Origin of the sequence: Blautia sp. XA-2221, assembly GCF_028767025.1 — a bacterium.
In the GTDB taxonomy this organism is placed as follows: Bacteria; Bacillota; Clostridia; order Lachnospirales; family Lachnospiraceae; genus Blautia_A.
Genome location: NZ_JAJQXX010000002.1, coordinates 1 through 16,333 on the forward strand (window position 1 = coordinate 1; position 16,333 = coordinate 16,333).

Here is a 16,333-nt window from a genome sequence, read left to right on the forward strand (position 1 = left end):
GGCGGGTACAGTTAAGCACGGTATCAAATAATCCCCTTGCCTTTCGTATTTGCCGCCCAGTTCCTCAAATAATGATTGATCGCAGAGCTGTTAATGAATATCTTACTCTGATTGGAGAAAAAGAATTGCCCCTAAATTTTTTTGAAATAATTGACATTGAAGACCGATTTCCGGTTGAAAGAGTAAATAAACTATTGAATGGGAAAGAATAATAAATCTTGAATTTGCAAAGGAGACCAGTTATGAAAAAAACTAATAAATATAATGGAATGATATATGGGATGTGCATCGGTGTAGGTGTAGGAACTGCATTAGGCGTGGTATTCAATCATACTATATTAGGATTAGCTATAGGACTGGGAGTGGGAATGTTTGTTGGGAGTCTTTTTACTAATAAACATGATGATGATATAGAGTAGTAAGCGAAAATAAAATTCCAGTTTGACAATTTTATATCTACACACAAAGCAGTTAACCTTAGGATTATTAGAAATTTATAGTGGTAGTGGAACAAATGTTAAGGTTAGTTAATTTTGTCGTAAAGTGATAATACTCCAAGTATTTTATCCAATTTAACAAGGATTTCATCGAGAGGCTTTCTTGTAGTTGCTTCATATTGTGTAATTCTGATATCAGTAGAATCTTCGGGGAAGCCAAGTGCGATACCAAGTTCTTTTTGTGTGAGATGATTTTTCTGTCTCAAATGATTTAATTTTCTTCCAAATGTAATCATAGTAGTTATTCCTTTCTGCAAGTTATTTTGAGTGTGTGAGGTGTCGAATCATAAATTATTCGGCACCTCTGGTTTTATGATCTTTATTCCCCGGTACTTCCAAAAGCCCCGATATCTCTTGCTTCTCCGAGATCCAGAACAAAGTCGGCGATTAGAACCGGAGTGATAACCAGTTGCCCTACACGGGTATCTTTGCGGAGTATTTGGGATTCTGAACTAACATTACTGATGATGGCATGAATTTCTCCTCGATATCCGGAATCAATAGGCGGAAGTTCGCAGACCAACCCTTTTGCTGCCATGCTGCTTCTTGGAAAAACATAACCGGCATATCCATCTGGAATCATGAGACCAAATCCTAATGGGATTCTTGCAATCTCTCCTGGTTTTAATGTGTAGTCATAAGGCATATATACATCGGCCCCGGCATCGTTTTCATGAGGTCGGAAAGGATAATGATCTTTCTCTAACCCAAAGTCGATCAATTTAATTTTCATAAACAGTTTCCCTCCCTTCTACGAGCAGAGGATAATCTGCTCTCATTATTTCTAATGGAGACCATTCTTTTGGGATAGGAATTCCACAGGACATAGCACCTTCTTCACAACATCCCCTCTGGCAGAAAGGACCGGTCAGCTTCGGTGAAAATAACACCGGATCAAATTCATATAATTTCTGCCAGATGTCCAACATTACAATTCTTGTTTCGTCGGTATTTCTCCTGCAGATTCGCTGACTGATCATATGTTTCCACTCATAAGGTGTAGCGCAGATAATCAGAATATTTCTTAAAGCATGAGGGAGGGCATATCCTGCAGAATCATGATGAAATCCCACAGAGCACAATTCCTGATAACATCTGAGATCCGATAAGCAGCTTTTCAGATAGAGATCAATGTATCTCTGTTCGGAAAAAAGGATTTCATATGGGATCGTAAATGCAGCTTTTTCTGAATAGTTGCTATATTGCAGAGATGCACTCATGAATTTTACTTCGTTTTGATGACGAGTAATCTGTGCAAGAAAACGTCTGCTTGCCCCCACAATCGCAACAGTGATCACCGTAAATTTCTGTACGGTTGGATGAGGAAGACTGGCAATCCGATCTACGGTTTTATCTGTAAAAGATTTCTGATAAAGAGCCATAAGATCATCCATGTTTTGAATGGAATGCCCCTGTTGGGTAAGCCTTGCTGCGAATACCATGTTCTGAGCTGCTTCTTGAATGGTATAACTATTTAAAATCTTTGTCTCAATGTGATCCATAGGCTTGTTCCTCCTTTATCAATGCTTTCAGTAGAATGAGATAGTTGATGCAGTCTGTGATCTTCTCATCCCATTGTTCTAAGTCAAATTGGAGCAGCGAAGAGTAACACATGTCATAGAGAGATACGACATGCTTCGACATCATTCCGGCCAGAGCAGCCTTAGGTGTGCATCCCTGTAATGAGGCAGCGATTTTAAACGCACTCAGGCGGTCAATGCGGTCTCCGGTGTATTCTTTCTTCTTGTGTGCCAGGACATCGGCACATTTTCGATATTGTTGTTCAAGGACAACATTAAATTCATTTTGTGTCATATTGTAATTCCTCCTTCGTAAAATGATTTATAATTCGGGTTCCTGTGTCTTTTGCTTTTTCGGAACCTGGTTGTGGAGAATTGCTTCCACATTTTTGTCTACGGTTCTTAAATCTTGTGTCAGATCCTTTAGAGATCGGATGGATGATTTTTGCTGGTCGATCTGTTCCTGCAAGCTGTTTTTTTGTTCCTTCAATGTTTTGATAGGAAGCATCTTTCCATCGGGATAAAAAGATTTCAGCCAGTCACGGGCTTCTTCATATGCCTGAATTTCAGCGGTGTGTTCCTTTCGGAATCTGCCTTTGTTTTTCGCCTTTAAAAATTCGGTATAGATTGCTTTCTGTGCAAAATATTGTCCGGTGTAATGGATCTGCCGGTTGATGTTTTTCAAATCTGCATTCATTTTCATTAGCTGATCTGTTGCCTGATCTAACTGTTTTTGAGATTCGGAAAAGGCATTTTTTAATTCGATTTGGGTATTGTATCCATGTTCTTGCACATAGATAATGGTATTTGCCATTTCTTGAAGATTGGATATTTTTACCCGATGAGCATATCCGGGACTTTGCATTGCTTTCACATTTTTCTGAAGATCTACTACCAACCGTAAATGCGATCTGACATAAAGAATGGTTATCGGATCTTTTCGTAAGAAGAGCTGTTCTAAATGTTCTTTGCCGTATTGAGTTCCCAAAGCCTTCTCTGTAATCCGTTTGTTCCGATCCGGATGGAGATAACGATATCTTCCTCTTTCTTCAATGACGGAAATCTGATATTTTTCAAAAAGAAGAGATTGAAATTCTTGAAAGCTTTTAGAATGCGAGCTGCATTCTTCGATGGCATTTCGGAGTTCCTGCTTCTGCGTCTGAAACATTGTGGCATTTGGTTTCAATCCATCTGCAATGATTTTTTTGTTGGTCTCTTCTAATTTTTTCTGCCCGGATTTTTGGGCCATATATTCAGCCTGTGTGATCTTTGTTTCAGCCGGAGAGAGAAGATCAACCTGATGAAGTCCCTCCTGGATGCACATATCCATAATTTCCTTTTTGAAATAATTCAGGAATTTATTTGTGGATCGGTGTTTGTATCCGGCAATTTCTTCATGGGGCTTATCCATGTAACGTTGCCTTCTGACAGCTTCCTTACGGACGCTGTTGATCACAATATGCGTATGGATATTGCCGGAACCATTGTGACCATCGGTATGTGTCACGATAAGAGCCTGATATCCCGGAAATATTTTTTTGGCAAGGTCTAAAGATAGAGCCTGTGCTTTTTCTCCCGTCAGATCACATTCAATAGCATCAGCAGGATCATAACTGATGATATAGTGATGACTTTTGATTTCAGATGATTTTTTGTTTTTATGAAATTTCGCATTTGTCAGACTACACTCCTTGTCAAAAGACATCGGATCACAGTTGAGACCATCCATGTAGAACTCATCTCTTAAAAGACTTCGCCCCATTTCATCTTTTATCTTTTTTCCAGTGCTCTCATCATGTTGGAAAAGCAGATAATCAATGGCATTTGAATAGTTGGCATTTCTACTTTTGATGTGTTTTAGTATTGCCATGAAAATCACCTGCCATTTCTAACACTTTTTTTCGCAAGAGGAAGAGGTCGGAGATACATTGATGGATTTCATTTTCCATAGCCTGGGAATGAGTTCCACCGGTATTAAAATACTTGGCGATCTGGTTCAGATTGGAACCGATTTTACCGTATTGCCCGACCAGCTCCCGAAGTACTTTGATGTCTGCGACAACTTCATAATGAATTTGAATTGGTCTATTTAGGAACAATCTTCGTAGATATTCTGAACGAGAGATTCCCACAGAGCTTGCGGCCTGATTTAATATTTCCAATTCAATGTCTGTAAGTTTCAGACAGATTATGTTTCGATGCTTCAATTCCTTTGATTTTTCTTTTGGTGGCATACTCCTCCTTCCTTTCTAAACTGTGACATCGAATAGTGTTACAGTTCACTAATTTTTATCGGCTGTCCCTTCCGATAGAGAATTAGTGCAGTATCCATTTTTGTGGATACTGACTGCATCTTTGATGCAAAAGCGAGGGTATGGGGAAACGTAATCCCCATCAAGATACCTAACCCGGGGATAAGACCGTTCTCATAAAATGAGGATACGGTATTACCCGGGTGGATCTTGCTCTTGAAAGATTAACCCTCTCATATATCGAAATGCTCAGAGGGGAAAATACAGGGCGAGATAGAAAAAAAGTTAAAAAACTGTTATACTACAATTCAGAATCAATCAAAAAACGATTTTGAGAATAAAAGTATGAAGAAAATGATAAAACTAATTTGCCTTATGAGACAGAAACTAGACGTTTACCTCTTCCAGGTGTGCGTAGGACAACAAGATATCAGGCGATAGATGAAAGGGGGAAGGAAATGCATTATGTAACATCAAAAGGCATTCTATCGGCATCCAATGGAATGAATCTATACCGGGGATGCACGCATGGTTGCATTTATTGTGATTCAAGAAGTGATTGCTATCATATGAATCATGCATTTGAAGATATTGAAGTAAAACAGAATGCACTTGAGTTGCTAGAGGATGCCCTGAAAAGAAAACGGAAGCGATGTATGATAGGTACCGGAGCAATGACCGATCCATATATCCCATTGGAAAATGACTTGCGGTATGTGAGAAAATCATTGTCACTTGCTGAAAAATATGGGTTTGGGTTTACCCTGATTACGAAATCAACCCAAGTGCTTCGTGACTTAGATATTTTAAAAAAAATCAATGAAAAAACGAAATGTGTCGTACAGATGACATTAACTACTTACGATGAACAGTTGTGTCGGAAATTAGAGCCTAATGTCAGTACAACCAAAGAACGGTATGAAGCGTTAAAGATTTTGCATCAAGAGGGCATTCCTACGGTTGTATGGTTATGTCCAATCTTGCCGTTTATTAACGATACTGAAGAAAATCTGCGTGGTATATTAAATTATTGCGTTGAAGCAAAAGTGTATGGGATTATAAATTTTGGTATGGGTTTGACTTTACGAGAAGGGAATCGTGAATATTTCTATAAACAATTGGATCGTCTGTTTCCTGGACTGAAAGGAAAATATATTGCCTATTATGGGAATCAATATATTTTGCCAAGCCCAAATGAAAACCATCTACGGAAGATATTCAATCAAACATGTGACAAATACCATATTGTTCATGATAATGATAAAGTGTTTGAATATCTGCGTACCTATGAAGAAAAAGATAAGTGTGAGCAACTATCACTTTTTGATTTTATATAGATGGAATTCTTAATCATCTTGATTTGTTGGACGAATGTTGAAATTATTATGAAACAGACTTTTGATGATGCAAAACAGAATTTGAAACTTGATGGATGGATCGCGCAGATCTGTCAGCATGAATTGGATCATTGGGAAGGAATATTGATATATGCAGCGTAAAATTTACAGGAGAAATGGTTTATGAAAACAGAGAGAACAGATGAGTTGTACAAGGTTTTACTTACCAAAGGATATCCAAAAGAACTTTGTTCAGAAATAGCTTACAATATTTTGAATACTGATTATACGGCGACTAGAATGTTAGGATACTTGTATCGTTACACGGAACCTAGAATAGAAGATGTAATAGATGAGATGATAGCAATTTTAAGTGACCGGGAAGAATTCATAAAGAAAAAAGAAATGGAACAGGCACAGGCCGTTATAAACGAGATTTATAGAAATGGGTTGTGATATAAAATATGAAAATAAAATAATTCAATATGAATATTAGTAATTTGTAACGATAGTTGTCGAAGAAAAGTCTTTGACAACTATTTTTTTAACTTTTTATCATAATCACCCTGTAAAATCCATTGATTTCCTTTCGTTATATGAGAAGACAAATTTGTTTTCTTTCTTATTTATAAATGGAAAGGAGTTTTGTGAAATGGGTTTTGCAAGAAAAGATGTGGAAGCTACTAAGAAAATGGAAAAGAAGTTCGTGAGATATCCAGAAGGTGCGGAGAAATACAGTTTAGGATTGACAAAATTTCAGGCATTAGCAAAAGAGGCGAAAGCAGTCTATAAAATTGATAAAGTAGCTTTAGTTAATTGTGAGATATTTGAAAAATATTTGGAAACATTCCGAGAGTATTAAAATTTTAAGAGAGAAAATAAGAGAGAAGAACTTCTATAGTTTTCTGCATTTTTAATTGACTTTATGTCATACAGAAAGTATAATGTTGGTATAGGAGGTATAAGAGCTGAAATGAAAAAGATGGGAAGACCAAAATCAGACAATGCAAAGAAGAAAGTATTAAGCATTCGTGTTCCTGATCAGCTATATTCCCAGATGCTTGCATACGCCGAACAACATAAAATGACTACAACGGACATTGTCCTAAAAGGGGTAGAGATACTTTTATCCGAGCAGAAAAAATAGTGAGTGCTTCTCTCTTAAGAGGAGGAAACTATTATGGCGAAAGTTAGAAAAGATTTGCGAGGAAGATCTTTACGCAAAGGAGAAGTACAAAGATCATCAGATAAAAGATATATGTACACCTATACAGACCCGATGGGCAGACGTAAATTTATATATGCTAACGATCTGGCAGAACTAAGAGAGAAAGAAGCTAAACTGATGAAGGATCAGTTGGACGGATTGGATCTCTACGTTGCTGGCAAGGCAAGTGTGAATGATACGTTTGATCGGTATATGTCCACGAAGTATAATTTGCGTGAATCTACAAAAAGTTCATATTTATATACGTACGATCATTATGTACGTGATACCTTTGGAAAAAAGCGGATTGCTGATATAAAGTATTCTGATGTATTGCAGTTTTATTATTATCTTCTTAATGAAGTAAAAATTTCATTAGGAACTTTAGATACTGTTCATTGTTTGCTTCATCCAACATTTCAGTTGGCAGTGCGGGATGAGATCATACGAAATAATCCTACTGATGGAGTAATGAAAGAAATCAGCAGAGAATCCGGGAAGAACAGAGGAATCAGACATGCATTGACAGTAGAGCAGCAAAGAGCATTTATGGAATATATTGCGAACCATCCGATATATTATCATTGGTGGCCTATGTTTACGGTGTTGCTTGGAACAGGATGTAGAATTGGTGAGGCATTAGGGCTTCGATGGCAAGACCTAGATTATGACAAAAGAACAATCAGTATCAATCACAGTTTGAGTTATTATCAAAAACCAGAAAGCAACAAAAGTGTATTGAGAATATCCAAACCTAAAACGGAAGCGGGAATTCGTACAATTCCAATGTTGGATATTGTGAAAGATGCTTTTGAAATGCTTTATGAAGAACAACTGGAAAATGGTTTTAATGAATCAGAAATTGATGGAATGTCAGGATTTATTTTTTGTAATCGTTTTGGAATGGTTCCAAATCCACAAACAGTCAATCATACGATTAAGCGTATAGCAAATAGTTATAATGCAGACGAAGTGGTGCGAGCTAAAAAAGAACGCAGAGATCCTATTATACTACCTAATTTTTCTTGCCATCATCTGAGACATACTTTTTGTACACGACTTTGCGAAAATGAAACAAATTTAAAAGTTATTCAATCCATTATGGGACATAGAAACATTGAAACAACGATGGACATTTATGCGGAAGCAACAGAAGAAAAGAAACAAGAATCATTCGAGAATTTAGCAGCAAAATTAGATATTTTTTGAGAAGTGCTTAGTAAAACGGATGACAACAATTTGTTTGGTTTACAGCAAATTGACAACAAAGATAATTTAATAATGACGAATAGTGAAGTAATTATAAGGTTTATAAATTTAGAAAAAATAGTACAGTGACGCATCCCGAAGAATCATGAAGAAAACGTGAAATCTTTCCCGACAATGAAGTCACAGGGCGCTGCGAAGAACGAAGCAAACAATGCAGCACAGACAGCTCCGGTAGCTGCAAAAGTAGTTGTTCCAGTAGAAGAAACAGCTGCACCAGCGAAGGTTGAGATCGATTTCTCTAATGTAGAAGTAGAACCATTATTCGAAGATATGGTTGATTTCGATACATTCAGCAAGTCAGATTTCCGTGCTGTAAAGGTAAAAGAATGTGAAGCAGTTCCAAAATCTAAGAAGCTTCTGAAGTTCGTATTAGACGACGGAAGTGGCGTAGATCGTGTGATTTTAAGCGGAATTCACGATTACTATGAGCCAGAATTCTTAGTAGGAAAGACATTACTTGCAATCACAAACCTTCCACCACGTAAGATGATGGGAATTGATTCTTGTGGTATGATCATCTCCGCTACACACCTTGTAGAAGGAAGAGAAGGACTGAACGTTCTGATCCTGGATGATAAGATTCCGGCAGGAGCAAAGCTGTACTAAGAGAAGATTTTAAGCAGAAAAAATAGCAAGTAAAAATGCTAAAAAGTAAGCCTTTAAGCCAAACTTAAGCCAATTGATGTATGGAAATATGTATTACATTTAAGAAAACAGAAAAGGTGATATTTTATTATGTAAATGAGAGAGAATGTTCGAGGACATTCTCTCTTGTTTTATAGCGGCTTGATATATAGTGACACTTTTCGAAGAATAATACAGATATTTCCTTATATATAGGTGTAAGAAAACGAGGAGTTTCCAAAAAAAGGGATATTAAGAAATAACCTATGTTTACTTGCTTGCAAAAATATAATATTCCAATTAGGGAGAGATACTACGAGATTATCATAGTATCTTTTTTTGATGCAAAATCCTATTACACATAAAATATTGATTTAAAGCTATTGTATAGAGCATTAAATTATTTTAATTTGTTTGAATGGAATATTCGATACTCTGTTGGTAAAACATCATAATATTCCTTAAAAGCTTTAGAAAATTTACTTTGGCTTTCATACCCTACTTCTTTCGCAATTTCCTTTATACTTTTTGGCGTTTCCATTAGCAAACGAGCTGCAAATTTCATTCGATGTTCTTTTATATGTGAGGCAATAGAAGTACCGTATACAGCTTTAAAGACGGACTTTAATGTAGTAGGATTGATAAGATACTTGCGTGCCATTTCATCTATTGTTATCCGTTGGCTTATATTATCCAAAAGGTATTTGTGTATACTACGAACAAGTTCAACTTGTTCAGATTGATATTCAGACAATCGGTTTTCTGTATCGAAGGATAATTTACTTAGATACAGTAAGAGTTCTATCACTTTTATTCGCCAATATGCAAGTTGAAATTCTTTTGGCTGATGATAGAATGATGAAAAGATAGCGTCTGTTTCTTCATTGCCAATAAAAGCTGAAAAATTTTCATCTTTACAAAATTTATCAAGTATACTATTTCCTGTAATCCCAGTATTTTTTAATAATTCGGGCGGTTCTTCAGAAAGGGTATTTAAGTCAATATAAATGCTAATCCCCTCATAGTATTCATTAGGTAAAGTTATTGTAGAGTTAGAGCAATATTCCATTGTATGTAATGAAAAATCATGTTCACCTAAGTAAACGCTATTTCCATTAGACATTTTCCACCCAATTCGTCCCTTATGACAGTAATTGATTTCTAAAATATTTCTTAATGGCTCATGTGTATCAGTATGTTTGTTGCCAGTTAATGACATAAAAGCAAGCGTTATACCTTCGTATAAATCATAACTAACTATAGGATGTTTATGAGAAAGTTCTTGAATACATTTTTCTAATGATGTGATTTTTTTGCTCATAATGATATTTACTCCTTGTGTTCAGGGCAGGTAATCATCAAAATCCTTTCAATCATTTTATGAAATAATACACTCTGCTCTGTATTTGCTGATTTATAGTAAACTTCTTTTCCTACACGTCTGCTAGATACTAAATCTTTGTTTCGTAACTCTCTAAGATGATGGGATATGGCAGGACTTGTCATTTTCATCATTGCAGATAGATTTAGAACACATTCCTCACAATGACATAAAAGCCAAAATAAACGAACACGTGTAGGGTCACTTAATTGTTTAAATAATTCTGAAACTATTTGAAAGTGTTGAATATCATTAAGCTGTTCTAATAACTCAGTATTATCTATTTCGTTATGATGATTATGTGGTAATTTCATATAAGACATATACGCTCTTCCTTTCATTTTGCTCTGTTTAGAAATGTGTTTCGCCCATTTAGTAGGTAATCACATATCTCTGTTGACTTTAGGTTATAAGAGAATTATACTGCAGTTATAACAGTTAAACAAGTACTTAATTGTTGAATGGAAATAACAATTATGAAAGGAGATATTATAATGAAAAAAACTTACAAAATCGAAGTTGACTGTGCAAACTGTGCAAATCTTATGGAGGATGCAGCAAAAAAGACAGCTGGAGTAGCAAATGCAACTGTAAACTTTATGACACAAAAAATGATTGTAGAGTTCGAAGATGGAACAGAACCAAAAGCAGTTATGAATGATGTTTTAAAGGCTTGCAAAAAGGTAGAGCCAGATTGTGAGATTGAACTTTAGAAAAAACGCACCCCTAAATATAGAAGGGGTGCAAATTTAAAACAAATATATGAATGATTAAACATATATAAAATAAATAGGAGGAATGGACTGTGAATAAAAAGCAGAAAAAAATGTTGACAAGAATTATTATTGCAGCAGTTATGATTATTGCTTTGAATTTGATACAGATAACAGGAATTGCGCAACTATTACTTTACTTGGCAACATATTTAATAATCGGCTATGATATTTTAAAGAAAGCAGGCAAAGGAATTATAAACCGACAAGTTTTTGATGAAAACTTTTTAATGGCGGTGGCAACAGTGGGAGCTTTTGCACTAGCAATTTACTCAGGAAGTGGGGATTACAATGAAGCAATCGCTGTTATGTTGTTTTATCAAACTGGAGAATTATTCCAAAGTTATGCAGTTGGAAAAAGCCGAAAAAATATTAGCGCGTTGATGGATATTCGTCCAGATTATGCAAATATAGAAATTAATGGAAAATTAGAAAAAGTAGATCCTGATGAAGTTGGTGTTGATAGTACAATTGTTGTGCAACCAGGAGAAAAAGTTCCATTAGATGGTATTGTAATAGAGGGGGCGTCGAGCCTTAATACAAGTGCATTAACAGGTGAGAGTTTACCTCGTGATGTAAAACAGGGCGATGAAATCATCAGTGGCTGTATCAATATGACTGGTGTTTTAAAAATTCAAACAACAAAAGAGTTTGGTGAATCAACAGTTTCAAAAATTTTAGAGCTTGTGGAAAATTCAAGTTCAAGGAAATCCAAATCAGAAAACTTTATCTCTAAATTTGCAAAGGTATATACTCCTGCAGTATGTTATGGAGCATTGGCATTGGCGTTATTACCACCGTTGGTGCAAATGTTGTTTTTAGGCCAAACAGCACAATGGGGAGTATGGATTTACAGAGCTCTGACTTTCCTTGTAATTAGCTGTCCATGTGCATTGGTTATCAGTATCCCACTTAGTTTCTTTGCTGGTATCGGTGGTGCTAGTAAAGAAGGTGTGTTGATTAAAGGTTCTAATTATATGGAAACTTTGTCAAAAGCAAAGTATGTCGTGTTTGATAAAACAGGAACTTTGACACAAGGTGTATTTGAAGTAAGTGCTGTTCATCACAATAAGATGGAAGAAAAGAAACTTTTGGAATATGCTGCTTTGGCAGAATGTGCATCTTCTCACCCAATCAGCAAAAGTTTGCAAAAAGCTTACGGGAAGGAAATAGACCGTAGCAGAGTTTCTGATATAAAGGAAATCAGTGGACATGGAATTATCGCAAAAGTAGACGGCAATGAGGTGGCTGCTGGAAACAGCAAGCTTATGAAAAAAATAGGTGTAGAGTATCATGATTGTCATAGAGTTGGAACAATCATTCACATGGCAATTAACGGAAAATATGCGGGACATATTGTAATTTCTGATATATTAAAACCTCATTCAAAAGAAGTGATTGCGGAATTGAAAAAAGCTGGGGTAGAAAAAACAGTAATGCTTACAGGAGACGCAAAACGCGTGGCAGACCAAGTGGCACAATCACTTGGAATTGATGAAGTATATAGCGAATTACTTCCAGCAGATAAAGTGTCAAAAGTAGAAGAACTACTTTCCACAAAAGCAGAGAAAGATAAACTAGCCTTTGTTGGAGATGGAATTAATGATGCACCTGTATTGACTCGTGCTGATATTGGAATTGCAATGGGTGCAATGGGTTCTGATGCGGCAATTGAAGCTGCAGATGTAGTCCTTATGGATGATGATCCACTAAAAATTTCTAAAGCAATCAAGATTTCGAGAAAATGTCTTAGAATTGTATATCAGAATATCATTTTTGCATTGGTTATCAAATTTGCATGTCTTGGATTAGGTGCAATAGGTATTGCGAATATGTGGTTTGCTATTTTCGCAGATGTTGGTGTCATGATTATTGCAATATTAAATGCTATTAGAGCATTAAGAGTGCATAATTTATAATTTAGATGAAAATGCAAAAACTTATTATAGAAGATTGCTTGCAATTGGTGGAATTTTTCAAAACGCTGGGAGATTCTACAAGATTAAGGATAGTGCTTGAATTAAAGACAAAAAAATGTGTTGGAGAATTAGCGGAAGAATTAGAGATGTCTCAGTCGGCAGTCTCACACCAATTAAATATATTAAAAGCTAATGGTATAGTAAAAAGTCAAAGACAAGGAAAATACATTTATTATATAGTGCAAGATGAATATGTACAAAATGCTATTGAAAGATGCAAAATGCTGTTTGATAAGGAGTATTGTTTGTAATATTTAAGATTAAACAAGATGGATATAAGAAATGAATAGAAAGACGGAGTGATCCAGACATGGCGGTGGGAAAATCTCTTAGATTTTTTCACCGTTTTTAGTGGCTGACTTACTTTGGTAGTTAAGCGAGCTTGCGAGAGAACATCAAGCTCTCGTTATCTAACGAGGGGGAAAAACAAGAGACAATAGATATTACTAATTGAAAAACGATGTATTTACAAGGCAAAATCGCTTTTGACAGGGTGTTAACTGAGAGAAACTCATTTAACACATAAAAATTAAACAAGGCATAGGAAAGACAGTTGATTTCAAATAAGAAACGGATTGCCTTGTTTGATTGGAGAAATTGAAGAATGAATGATAACAAAACAAAATATAAAATATTCGGTTGAGTAGGTTGAACTAAATACTCCTATGATTTCAATTTTGAAGTCATAGGGGTATTTTTTGTGCAGAAAAATAAAAAATTTCCTTTTCCACCCTGTATTTTCCCCTCTGAACCTTTCGTTATATGAGAGCAAAAAAATAAAATTCATTTTTTATTTGTAAAAAGCCCTCTCTACGTTCTGATATATGAGGCACAAATTACATTTGCCTTAAAAGAATCGGGCCTGATTCAAGAACAAACAAAAAACGAAAAGGGAAAGGAGAAACTACATGAATAAAACAATCTTAATGGGAAGACTGACAAAAGATCCGGAGGTGAAATATTTCCAGAATGAAAACAGTACTGCAATGGCACGATACACGCTGGCAGTAGACAGACGATATCGAAAGGATGGAAAGGCAGAAACAGATTTTATTTCTTGTGTTACCTTTGGGAAGAATGCTGAGTTTGCAGAAAAATATCTGAAAAAAGGGTTGAAGATTTTAGTAAGCGGACGGATCCAGACAGGAAGCTATGTGAATCAGGAGGGGAATAAAGTTTATGCCACCAACGTGATCGTAGAAGAACATTATTTCGCAGAAGGGAAGAAACTGTCAGGATCAGAAAAGAAAGAAGATACCGATCCAGATGGATTTATGCATCTTCCAGACGGAGAAGAACTTCCGTTTGAGTAAGAAAAACTCGGATGCTGAAAGCAGAAGAGCGCACTTATATACCTTAAAAGGTATGTGCGTCCTACGGAAGTAGCATCTTTCTGAAGGGAAATTCCGAAAGTGTTTGCGGATGATCCATCCGAAGAAGGGTTTCCCTTCCGGCAGAAATGCCTATCCCGTAACAGAGAAAAAGGGAGAATTGAAAAGGAGGAAAAATGATATGGCGAAGAAAAAAACATTTCAGGAATATACGAAGGAAGCACTTTATGAGATTGAAAAAACAGAAGCTGCATTGAAACAGGCAAAGCTTGAGAAGGAACAGGCAGAGCACAGGATCCAGAGATCCTTGAACTATCTGGATACACAGAAAAAGAAAAAACGAAAGGCACGAACCCATCTGTTGATCCAGAAAGGAGCAGCCATAGAAGCTATCTGTAAAGATACCAAATATCTGACAGAGGCGGAATTTTATCAGCTGATAGATGAACTTCTTCATGATCCCGCTTGTAAGTTTTGTGATGTCGTTCATGAAATGGTTCGTGGACGGGCGGAAACTGCAGAAGCAAAAGAACGAGAATTAGAAGAAGAGGAAGCACTATTAAAGGCGATGCAGCGAGGTGAACTGCCACAGGGAGATGAGTAAGATGGGATGTTATCACTTTCATCTGAATCAATTGTCCAGAGGAAAAGGACAGTCTGCCATTGCCAGTGCTGCCTATCGGGCTGGTACAAAACTGGAATGTACGTATTATGGAGAAGTAAGTGATTATACGAGAAAAGGCGGTGTGGTATTAGCGGAGATCCATCTTCCCCAACAGGCTCCGGAGAGATTCAAAGACAGGGAGATACTTTGGAATGAGGTGGAATGGATCGAAGGAAATAAGAAAGCACAGCTGGCACACAGCTTTGATATTGCCTTGATGAATGAGTTTTCTATGGAAGAAAATATTGAGCTTGCAAGAAGATTCGTAGAAGAACAGTTAGTCGCAAGAGGGATGATCGCAGATCTAGCGATCCATGATCCGAAGAAGGCAAAGGATAAAATCCCCAATCCCCATATGCACATCATGGTTCCCATCCGTCCTTTACAGGAAGATGGTACCTGGGGACAAAAACAAAAAAAGGTTCCAGTGCTGACTCTAGATGGACAACCGGTTTTGAATCAGAAAGGACAGCCGGTATTTCGGGCGGTACATACAACGGATTGGAGTAGGAAAGAAACCTTGGAAGAATTGAGAAGTGCCTGGGCGAGGATGTGTAACGAACTGTATGAAGAAAAAGGACTTACAGAAAGAGTCGATGCCAGATCTTATGAGGAACGGGGGATTGATAAGATCCCGATGGTGCATGAAGGACCGAACGTACAGGCAATGGAAGCAAGAGGAATTTCAACTGCACTGGGAAGTTTAAACCGACTTATCCGTGCCTTGAATGATATGAAAGAACGGGCAAAGAATCTTCTTCAATGGTCGTTGTTTCGACAAAGCCAGTTGATGGAACGGATGCTGTTCTTACATCAGCCAACTTTAGCGGATTATCTAAGAAACTATTATGACAAGAGAAATGCAGTCGCAGAATCCTACGCTTATGGAACACAAAAGGCGAAGAATACAAATCTGAAACAATTTGCAGAGACGATCCGCTTTCTGGAAGAGCAGGAGGTGAGAACCCCAGAACAGCTGACAGAGAAAATCCAGGAATTCGATACTCAGCTGAAGGAAGTGAGCCAGAGGATGAAAAAACAACTGGCTGCTTTACAAAGGGTCAATGTCAACCTTTATGCAATGAAAGAGTATTTTGAAACGAGACCTGTTTATCTGGAATTAAAGAACAAATATTTTGGCAGGGAAAAATTCAAAGAGGAACATAAGAAAGAACTTAGCGGATATTATCGTTCGGAAAGAATCTTAAAAGAAAATCTAGACCCAAGTGGGAAGATTCCGGAAGGACAATGGAAACGAGAAGCCGCTCGTTTATCAGAAGGGATAGCTGCTTTACGAAAAGAAGATAAACGGATCCATGCCATGTTACGAAAGTATGAGGGAATCAAAAATCATGTGGAAGCTTTGATGGCAGAGGAAGGAGAAGGTGTCTCTCTTCCAGAAACAAACAAACGGGAGCAATCCACAGAAACAAAAGAAGCAGTGAGAACCATGAAACGAAAGAAGAAACATCATGGAATGGAATTATAGGAGGAATTTT

General features: G+C 36.8%; 21 protein-coding genes and 2 pseudogenes. 15 read left to right on the forward strand and 8 right to left on the reverse strand.

Annotation, left to right across the window (positions count from 1 at the left end; genetic code table 11):
- Together LU279_RS01835 and LU279_RS01840 are read left to right on the forward strand one after the other, a co-directional pair.
- A pseudogene (locus tag LU279_RS01835) lies at nucleotides 1–212 on the forward strand (hypothetical protein); the annotation flags it as partial.
- A 30-nt stretch (nucleotides 213–242) separates the two neighbouring features.
- Nucleotides 243–419, forward strand: a complete 177-nt coding sequence (locus LU279_RS01840) for a hypothetical protein (protein WP_008976817.1) — start codon at nucleotides 243–245, stop codon at nucleotides 417–419.
- Nucleotides 420–523: 104 nt separating this feature from the next.
- Here LU279_RS01840 and LU279_RS01845 read toward each other — a convergent pair whose 3' ends face one another.
- The 6 genes from LU279_RS01845 to LU279_RS01870 form a co-directional block, all read right to left on the reverse strand.
- The gene (locus tag LU279_RS01845) at nucleotides 524–733 is read right to left on the reverse strand and encodes a helix-turn-helix domain-containing protein (RefSeq protein WP_009247025.1); all 210 of its coding nucleotides are present in this window, start codon (nucleotides 731–733) and stop codon (nucleotides 524–526) included.
- Between the two features lie 83 nt (nucleotides 734–816).
- Nucleotides 817–1,230 carry a dUTP diphosphatase gene (locus tag LU279_RS01850; RefSeq protein WP_009247024.1) on the reverse strand — a complete coding sequence of 138 codons (414 nt, stop codon included), beginning with the start codon at nucleotides 1,228–1,230 and terminating at the stop codon, nucleotides 817–819.
- A complete protein-coding gene (locus LU279_RS01855) occupies nucleotides 1,220–1,999 on the reverse strand; it encodes an FAD-dependent thymidylate synthase (protein WP_009247023.1) in 780 nt (259 codons plus the stop codon). Before LU279_RS01855 ends, LU279_RS01850 begins: the two co-directional genes overlap by 11 nt.
- Nucleotides 1,986–2,312 carry a hypothetical protein gene (locus tag LU279_RS01860; protein WP_004606466.1) on the reverse strand — a complete coding sequence of 109 codons (327 nt, stop codon included), beginning with the start codon at nucleotides 2,310–2,312 and terminating at the stop codon, nucleotides 1,986–1,988. Before LU279_RS01860 ends, LU279_RS01855 begins: the two co-directional genes overlap by 14 nt.
- Before the next feature lie 27 nt (nucleotides 2,313–2,339).
- A complete protein-coding gene (locus LU279_RS01865; protein ID WP_274420499.1) occupies nucleotides 2,340–3,887 on the reverse strand; it encodes a relaxase/mobilization nuclease domain-containing protein in 1,548 nt (515 codons plus the stop codon).
- Nucleotides 3,859–4,251, reverse strand: a complete 393-nt coding sequence (locus LU279_RS01870; protein ID WP_016439442.1) for a plasmid mobilization protein — start codon at nucleotides 4,249–4,251, stop codon at nucleotides 3,859–3,861. Before LU279_RS01870 ends, LU279_RS01865 begins: the two co-directional genes overlap by 29 nt.
- Before the next feature lie 476 nt (nucleotides 4,252–4,727).
- Here LU279_RS01870 and LU279_RS01875 point away from each other — a divergent pair, with 476 nt between their 5' ends.
- The 7 genes and pseudogenes from LU279_RS01875 to LU279_RS01905 form a co-directional block, all read left to right on the forward strand.
- Nucleotides 4,728–5,606, forward strand: coding sequence for an SPL family radical SAM protein (locus LU279_RS01875; protein ID WP_130647919.1), 879 nt, complete (start codon nucleotides 4,728–4,730; stop codon nucleotides 5,604–5,606).
- 48 nt (nucleotides 5,607–5,654) lie between these two features.
- Nucleotides 5,655–5,768: a peptide deformylase gene (locus tag LU279_RS01880; protein ID WP_274420506.1), complete on the forward strand. Its 114-nt coding sequence runs from the start codon at nucleotides 5,655–5,657 to the stop codon at nucleotides 5,766–5,768.
- 21 nt (nucleotides 5,769–5,789) lie between these two features.
- On the forward strand, nucleotides 5,790–6,062 hold the full coding sequence (locus LU279_RS01885) for a hypothetical protein (protein WP_008976867.1): 273 nt from the start codon (nucleotides 5,790–5,792) through the stop codon (nucleotides 6,060–6,062).
- A gap of 196 nt (nucleotides 6,063–6,258) precedes the next feature.
- Nucleotides 6,259–6,468: a DUF6462 family protein gene (locus tag LU279_RS01890; protein ID WP_008976866.1), complete on the forward strand. Its 210-nt coding sequence runs from the start codon at nucleotides 6,259–6,261 to the stop codon at nucleotides 6,466–6,468.
- Nucleotides 6,469–6,579: 111 nt separating this feature from the next.
- Nucleotides 6,580–6,753 (forward strand): hypothetical protein, encoded by a 174-nt coding sequence (locus LU279_RS01895; RefSeq protein ID WP_004606461.1) that lies wholly within the window; start codon nucleotides 6,580–6,582, stop codon nucleotides 6,751–6,753.
- 33 nt (nucleotides 6,754–6,786) lie between these two features.
- A complete protein-coding gene (locus LU279_RS01900; protein WP_004606460.1) occupies nucleotides 6,787–8,022 on the forward strand; it encodes a site-specific integrase in 1,236 nt (411 codons plus the stop codon).
- A gap of 153 nt (nucleotides 8,023–8,175) precedes the next feature.
- Nucleotides 8,176–8,688 (forward strand): annotated as a pseudogene (locus tag LU279_RS01905) (lysine--tRNA ligase); the annotation flags it as partial.
- Between the two features lie 418 nt (nucleotides 8,689–9,106).
- Here LU279_RS01905 and LU279_RS01910 read toward each other — a convergent pair.
- Together LU279_RS01910 and LU279_RS01915 are read right to left on the reverse strand one after the other, a co-directional pair.
- Nucleotides 9,107–10,027 (reverse strand): helix-turn-helix transcriptional regulator, encoded by a 921-nt coding sequence (locus LU279_RS01910; RefSeq protein ID WP_274420519.1) that lies wholly within the window; start codon nucleotides 10,025–10,027, stop codon nucleotides 9,107–9,109.
- 8 nt (nucleotides 10,028–10,035) lie between these two features.
- Nucleotides 10,036–10,410: an ArsR/SmtB family transcription factor gene (locus LU279_RS01915; protein WP_173725174.1), complete on the reverse strand. Its 375-nt coding sequence runs from the start codon at nucleotides 10,408–10,410 to the stop codon at nucleotides 10,036–10,038.
- Nucleotides 10,411–10,581: 171 nt separating this feature from the next.
- Here LU279_RS01915 and LU279_RS01920 point away from each other — a divergent pair, with 171 nt between their 5' ends.
- From LU279_RS01920 to mobQ, 6 genes are all read left to right on the forward strand, one after another.
- Nucleotides 10,582–10,800, forward strand: a complete 219-nt coding sequence (locus LU279_RS01920; RefSeq protein WP_101695140.1) for a cation transporter — start codon at nucleotides 10,582–10,584, stop codon at nucleotides 10,798–10,800.
- A gap of 92 nt (nucleotides 10,801–10,892) precedes the next feature.
- Nucleotides 10,893–12,779, forward strand: a complete 1,887-nt coding sequence (locus LU279_RS01925; protein ID WP_173725176.1) for a heavy metal translocating P-type ATPase — start codon at nucleotides 10,893–10,895, stop codon at nucleotides 12,777–12,779.
- An 11-nt stretch (nucleotides 12,780–12,790) separates the two neighbouring features.
- A complete protein-coding gene (locus LU279_RS01930; RefSeq protein WP_243874462.1) occupies nucleotides 12,791–13,090 on the forward strand; it encodes an ArsR/SmtB family transcription factor in 300 nt (99 codons plus the stop codon).
- 657 nt (nucleotides 13,091–13,747) lie between these two features.
- Nucleotides 13,748–14,152: a single-stranded DNA-binding protein gene (locus tag LU279_RS01935; protein WP_117861665.1), complete on the forward strand. Its 405-nt coding sequence runs from the start codon at nucleotides 13,748–13,750 to the stop codon at nucleotides 14,150–14,152.
- A 199-nt stretch (nucleotides 14,153–14,351) separates the two neighbouring features.
- A complete protein-coding gene (locus LU279_RS01940; RefSeq protein ID WP_173815625.1) occupies nucleotides 14,352–14,774 on the forward strand; it encodes a DUF3847 domain-containing protein in 423 nt (140 codons plus the stop codon).
- A gap of 1 nt (nucleotide 14,775) precedes the next feature.
- Nucleotides 14,776–16,323, forward strand: a complete 1,548-nt coding sequence (gene mobQ, locus LU279_RS01945) for a MobQ family relaxase (protein ID WP_274420535.1) — start codon at nucleotides 14,776–14,778, stop codon at nucleotides 16,321–16,323.
- The last annotated feature ends 10 nt before the right edge of the window (nucleotides 16,324–16,333 follow it).

Excerpts from the sequence above, each read along its gene's own strand:
- LU279_RS01840 (WP_008976817.1), top strand. The coding sequence starts at position 243 with ATGAAAAAAACTAATAAATATAATGGAATGATATATGGGATGTGCATC.
- LU279_RS01845 (WP_009247025.1), bottom strand. The coding sequence starts at position 733 with ATGATTACATTTGGAAGAAAATTAAATCATTTGAGACAGAAAAATCAT.
- LU279_RS01850 (WP_009247024.1), bottom strand. The coding sequence starts at position 1,230 with ATGAAAATTAAATTGATCGACTTTGGGTTAGAGAAAGATCATTATCCT.
- LU279_RS01855 (WP_009247023.1), bottom strand. The coding sequence starts at position 1,999 with ATGGATCACATTGAGACAAAGATTTTAAATAGTTATACCATTCAAGAA.
- LU279_RS01860 (WP_004606466.1), bottom strand. The coding sequence starts at position 2,312 with ATGACACAAAATGAATTTAATGTTGTCCTTGAACAACAATATCGAAAA.
- LU279_RS01865 (WP_274420499.1), bottom strand. The coding sequence starts at position 3,887 with ATGGCAATACTAAAACACATCAAAAGTAGAAATGCCAACTATTCAAAT.
- LU279_RS01870 (WP_016439442.1), bottom strand. The coding sequence starts at position 4,251 with ATGCCACCAAAAGAAAAATCAAAGGAATTGAAGCATCGAAACATAATC.
- LU279_RS01875 (WP_130647919.1), top strand. The coding sequence starts at position 4,728 with ATGCATTATGTAACATCAAAAGGCATTCTATCGGCATCCAATGGAATG.
- LU279_RS01880 (WP_274420506.1), top strand. The coding sequence starts at position 5,655 with ATGAAACAGACTTTTGATGATGCAAAACAGAATTTGAAACTTGATGGA.
- LU279_RS01885 (WP_008976867.1), top strand. The coding sequence starts at position 5,790 with ATGAAAACAGAGAGAACAGATGAGTTGTACAAGGTTTTACTTACCAAA.
- LU279_RS01890 (WP_008976866.1), top strand. The coding sequence starts at position 6,259 with ATGGGTTTTGCAAGAAAAGATGTGGAAGCTACTAAGAAAATGGAAAAG.
- LU279_RS01895 (WP_004606461.1), top strand. The coding sequence starts at position 6,580 with ATGAAAAAGATGGGAAGACCAAAATCAGACAATGCAAAGAAGAAAGTA.
- LU279_RS01900 (WP_004606460.1), top strand. The coding sequence starts at position 6,787 with ATGGCGAAAGTTAGAAAAGATTTGCGAGGAAGATCTTTACGCAAAGGA.
- LU279_RS01910 (WP_274420519.1), bottom strand. The coding sequence starts at position 10,027 with ATGAGCAAAAAAATCACATCATTAGAAAAATGTATTCAAGAACTTTCT.
- LU279_RS01915 (WP_173725174.1), bottom strand. The coding sequence starts at position 10,410 with ATGTCTTATATGAAATTACCACATAATCATCATAACGAAATAGATAAT.
- LU279_RS01920 (WP_101695140.1), top strand. The coding sequence starts at position 10,582 with ATGAAAAAAACTTACAAAATCGAAGTTGACTGTGCAAACTGTGCAAAT.
- LU279_RS01930 (WP_243874462.1), top strand. The coding sequence starts at position 12,791 with ATGCAAAAACTTATTATAGAAGATTGCTTGCAATTGGTGGAATTTTTC.
- LU279_RS01935 (WP_117861665.1), top strand. The coding sequence starts at position 13,748 with ATGAATAAAACAATCTTAATGGGAAGACTGACAAAAGATCCGGAGGTG.
- LU279_RS01940 (WP_173815625.1), top strand. The coding sequence starts at position 14,352 with ATGGCGAAGAAAAAAACATTTCAGGAATATACGAAGGAAGCACTTTAT.
- mobQ (WP_274420535.1), top strand. The coding sequence starts at position 14,776 with ATGGGATGTTATCACTTTCATCTGAATCAATTGTCCAGAGGAAAAGGA.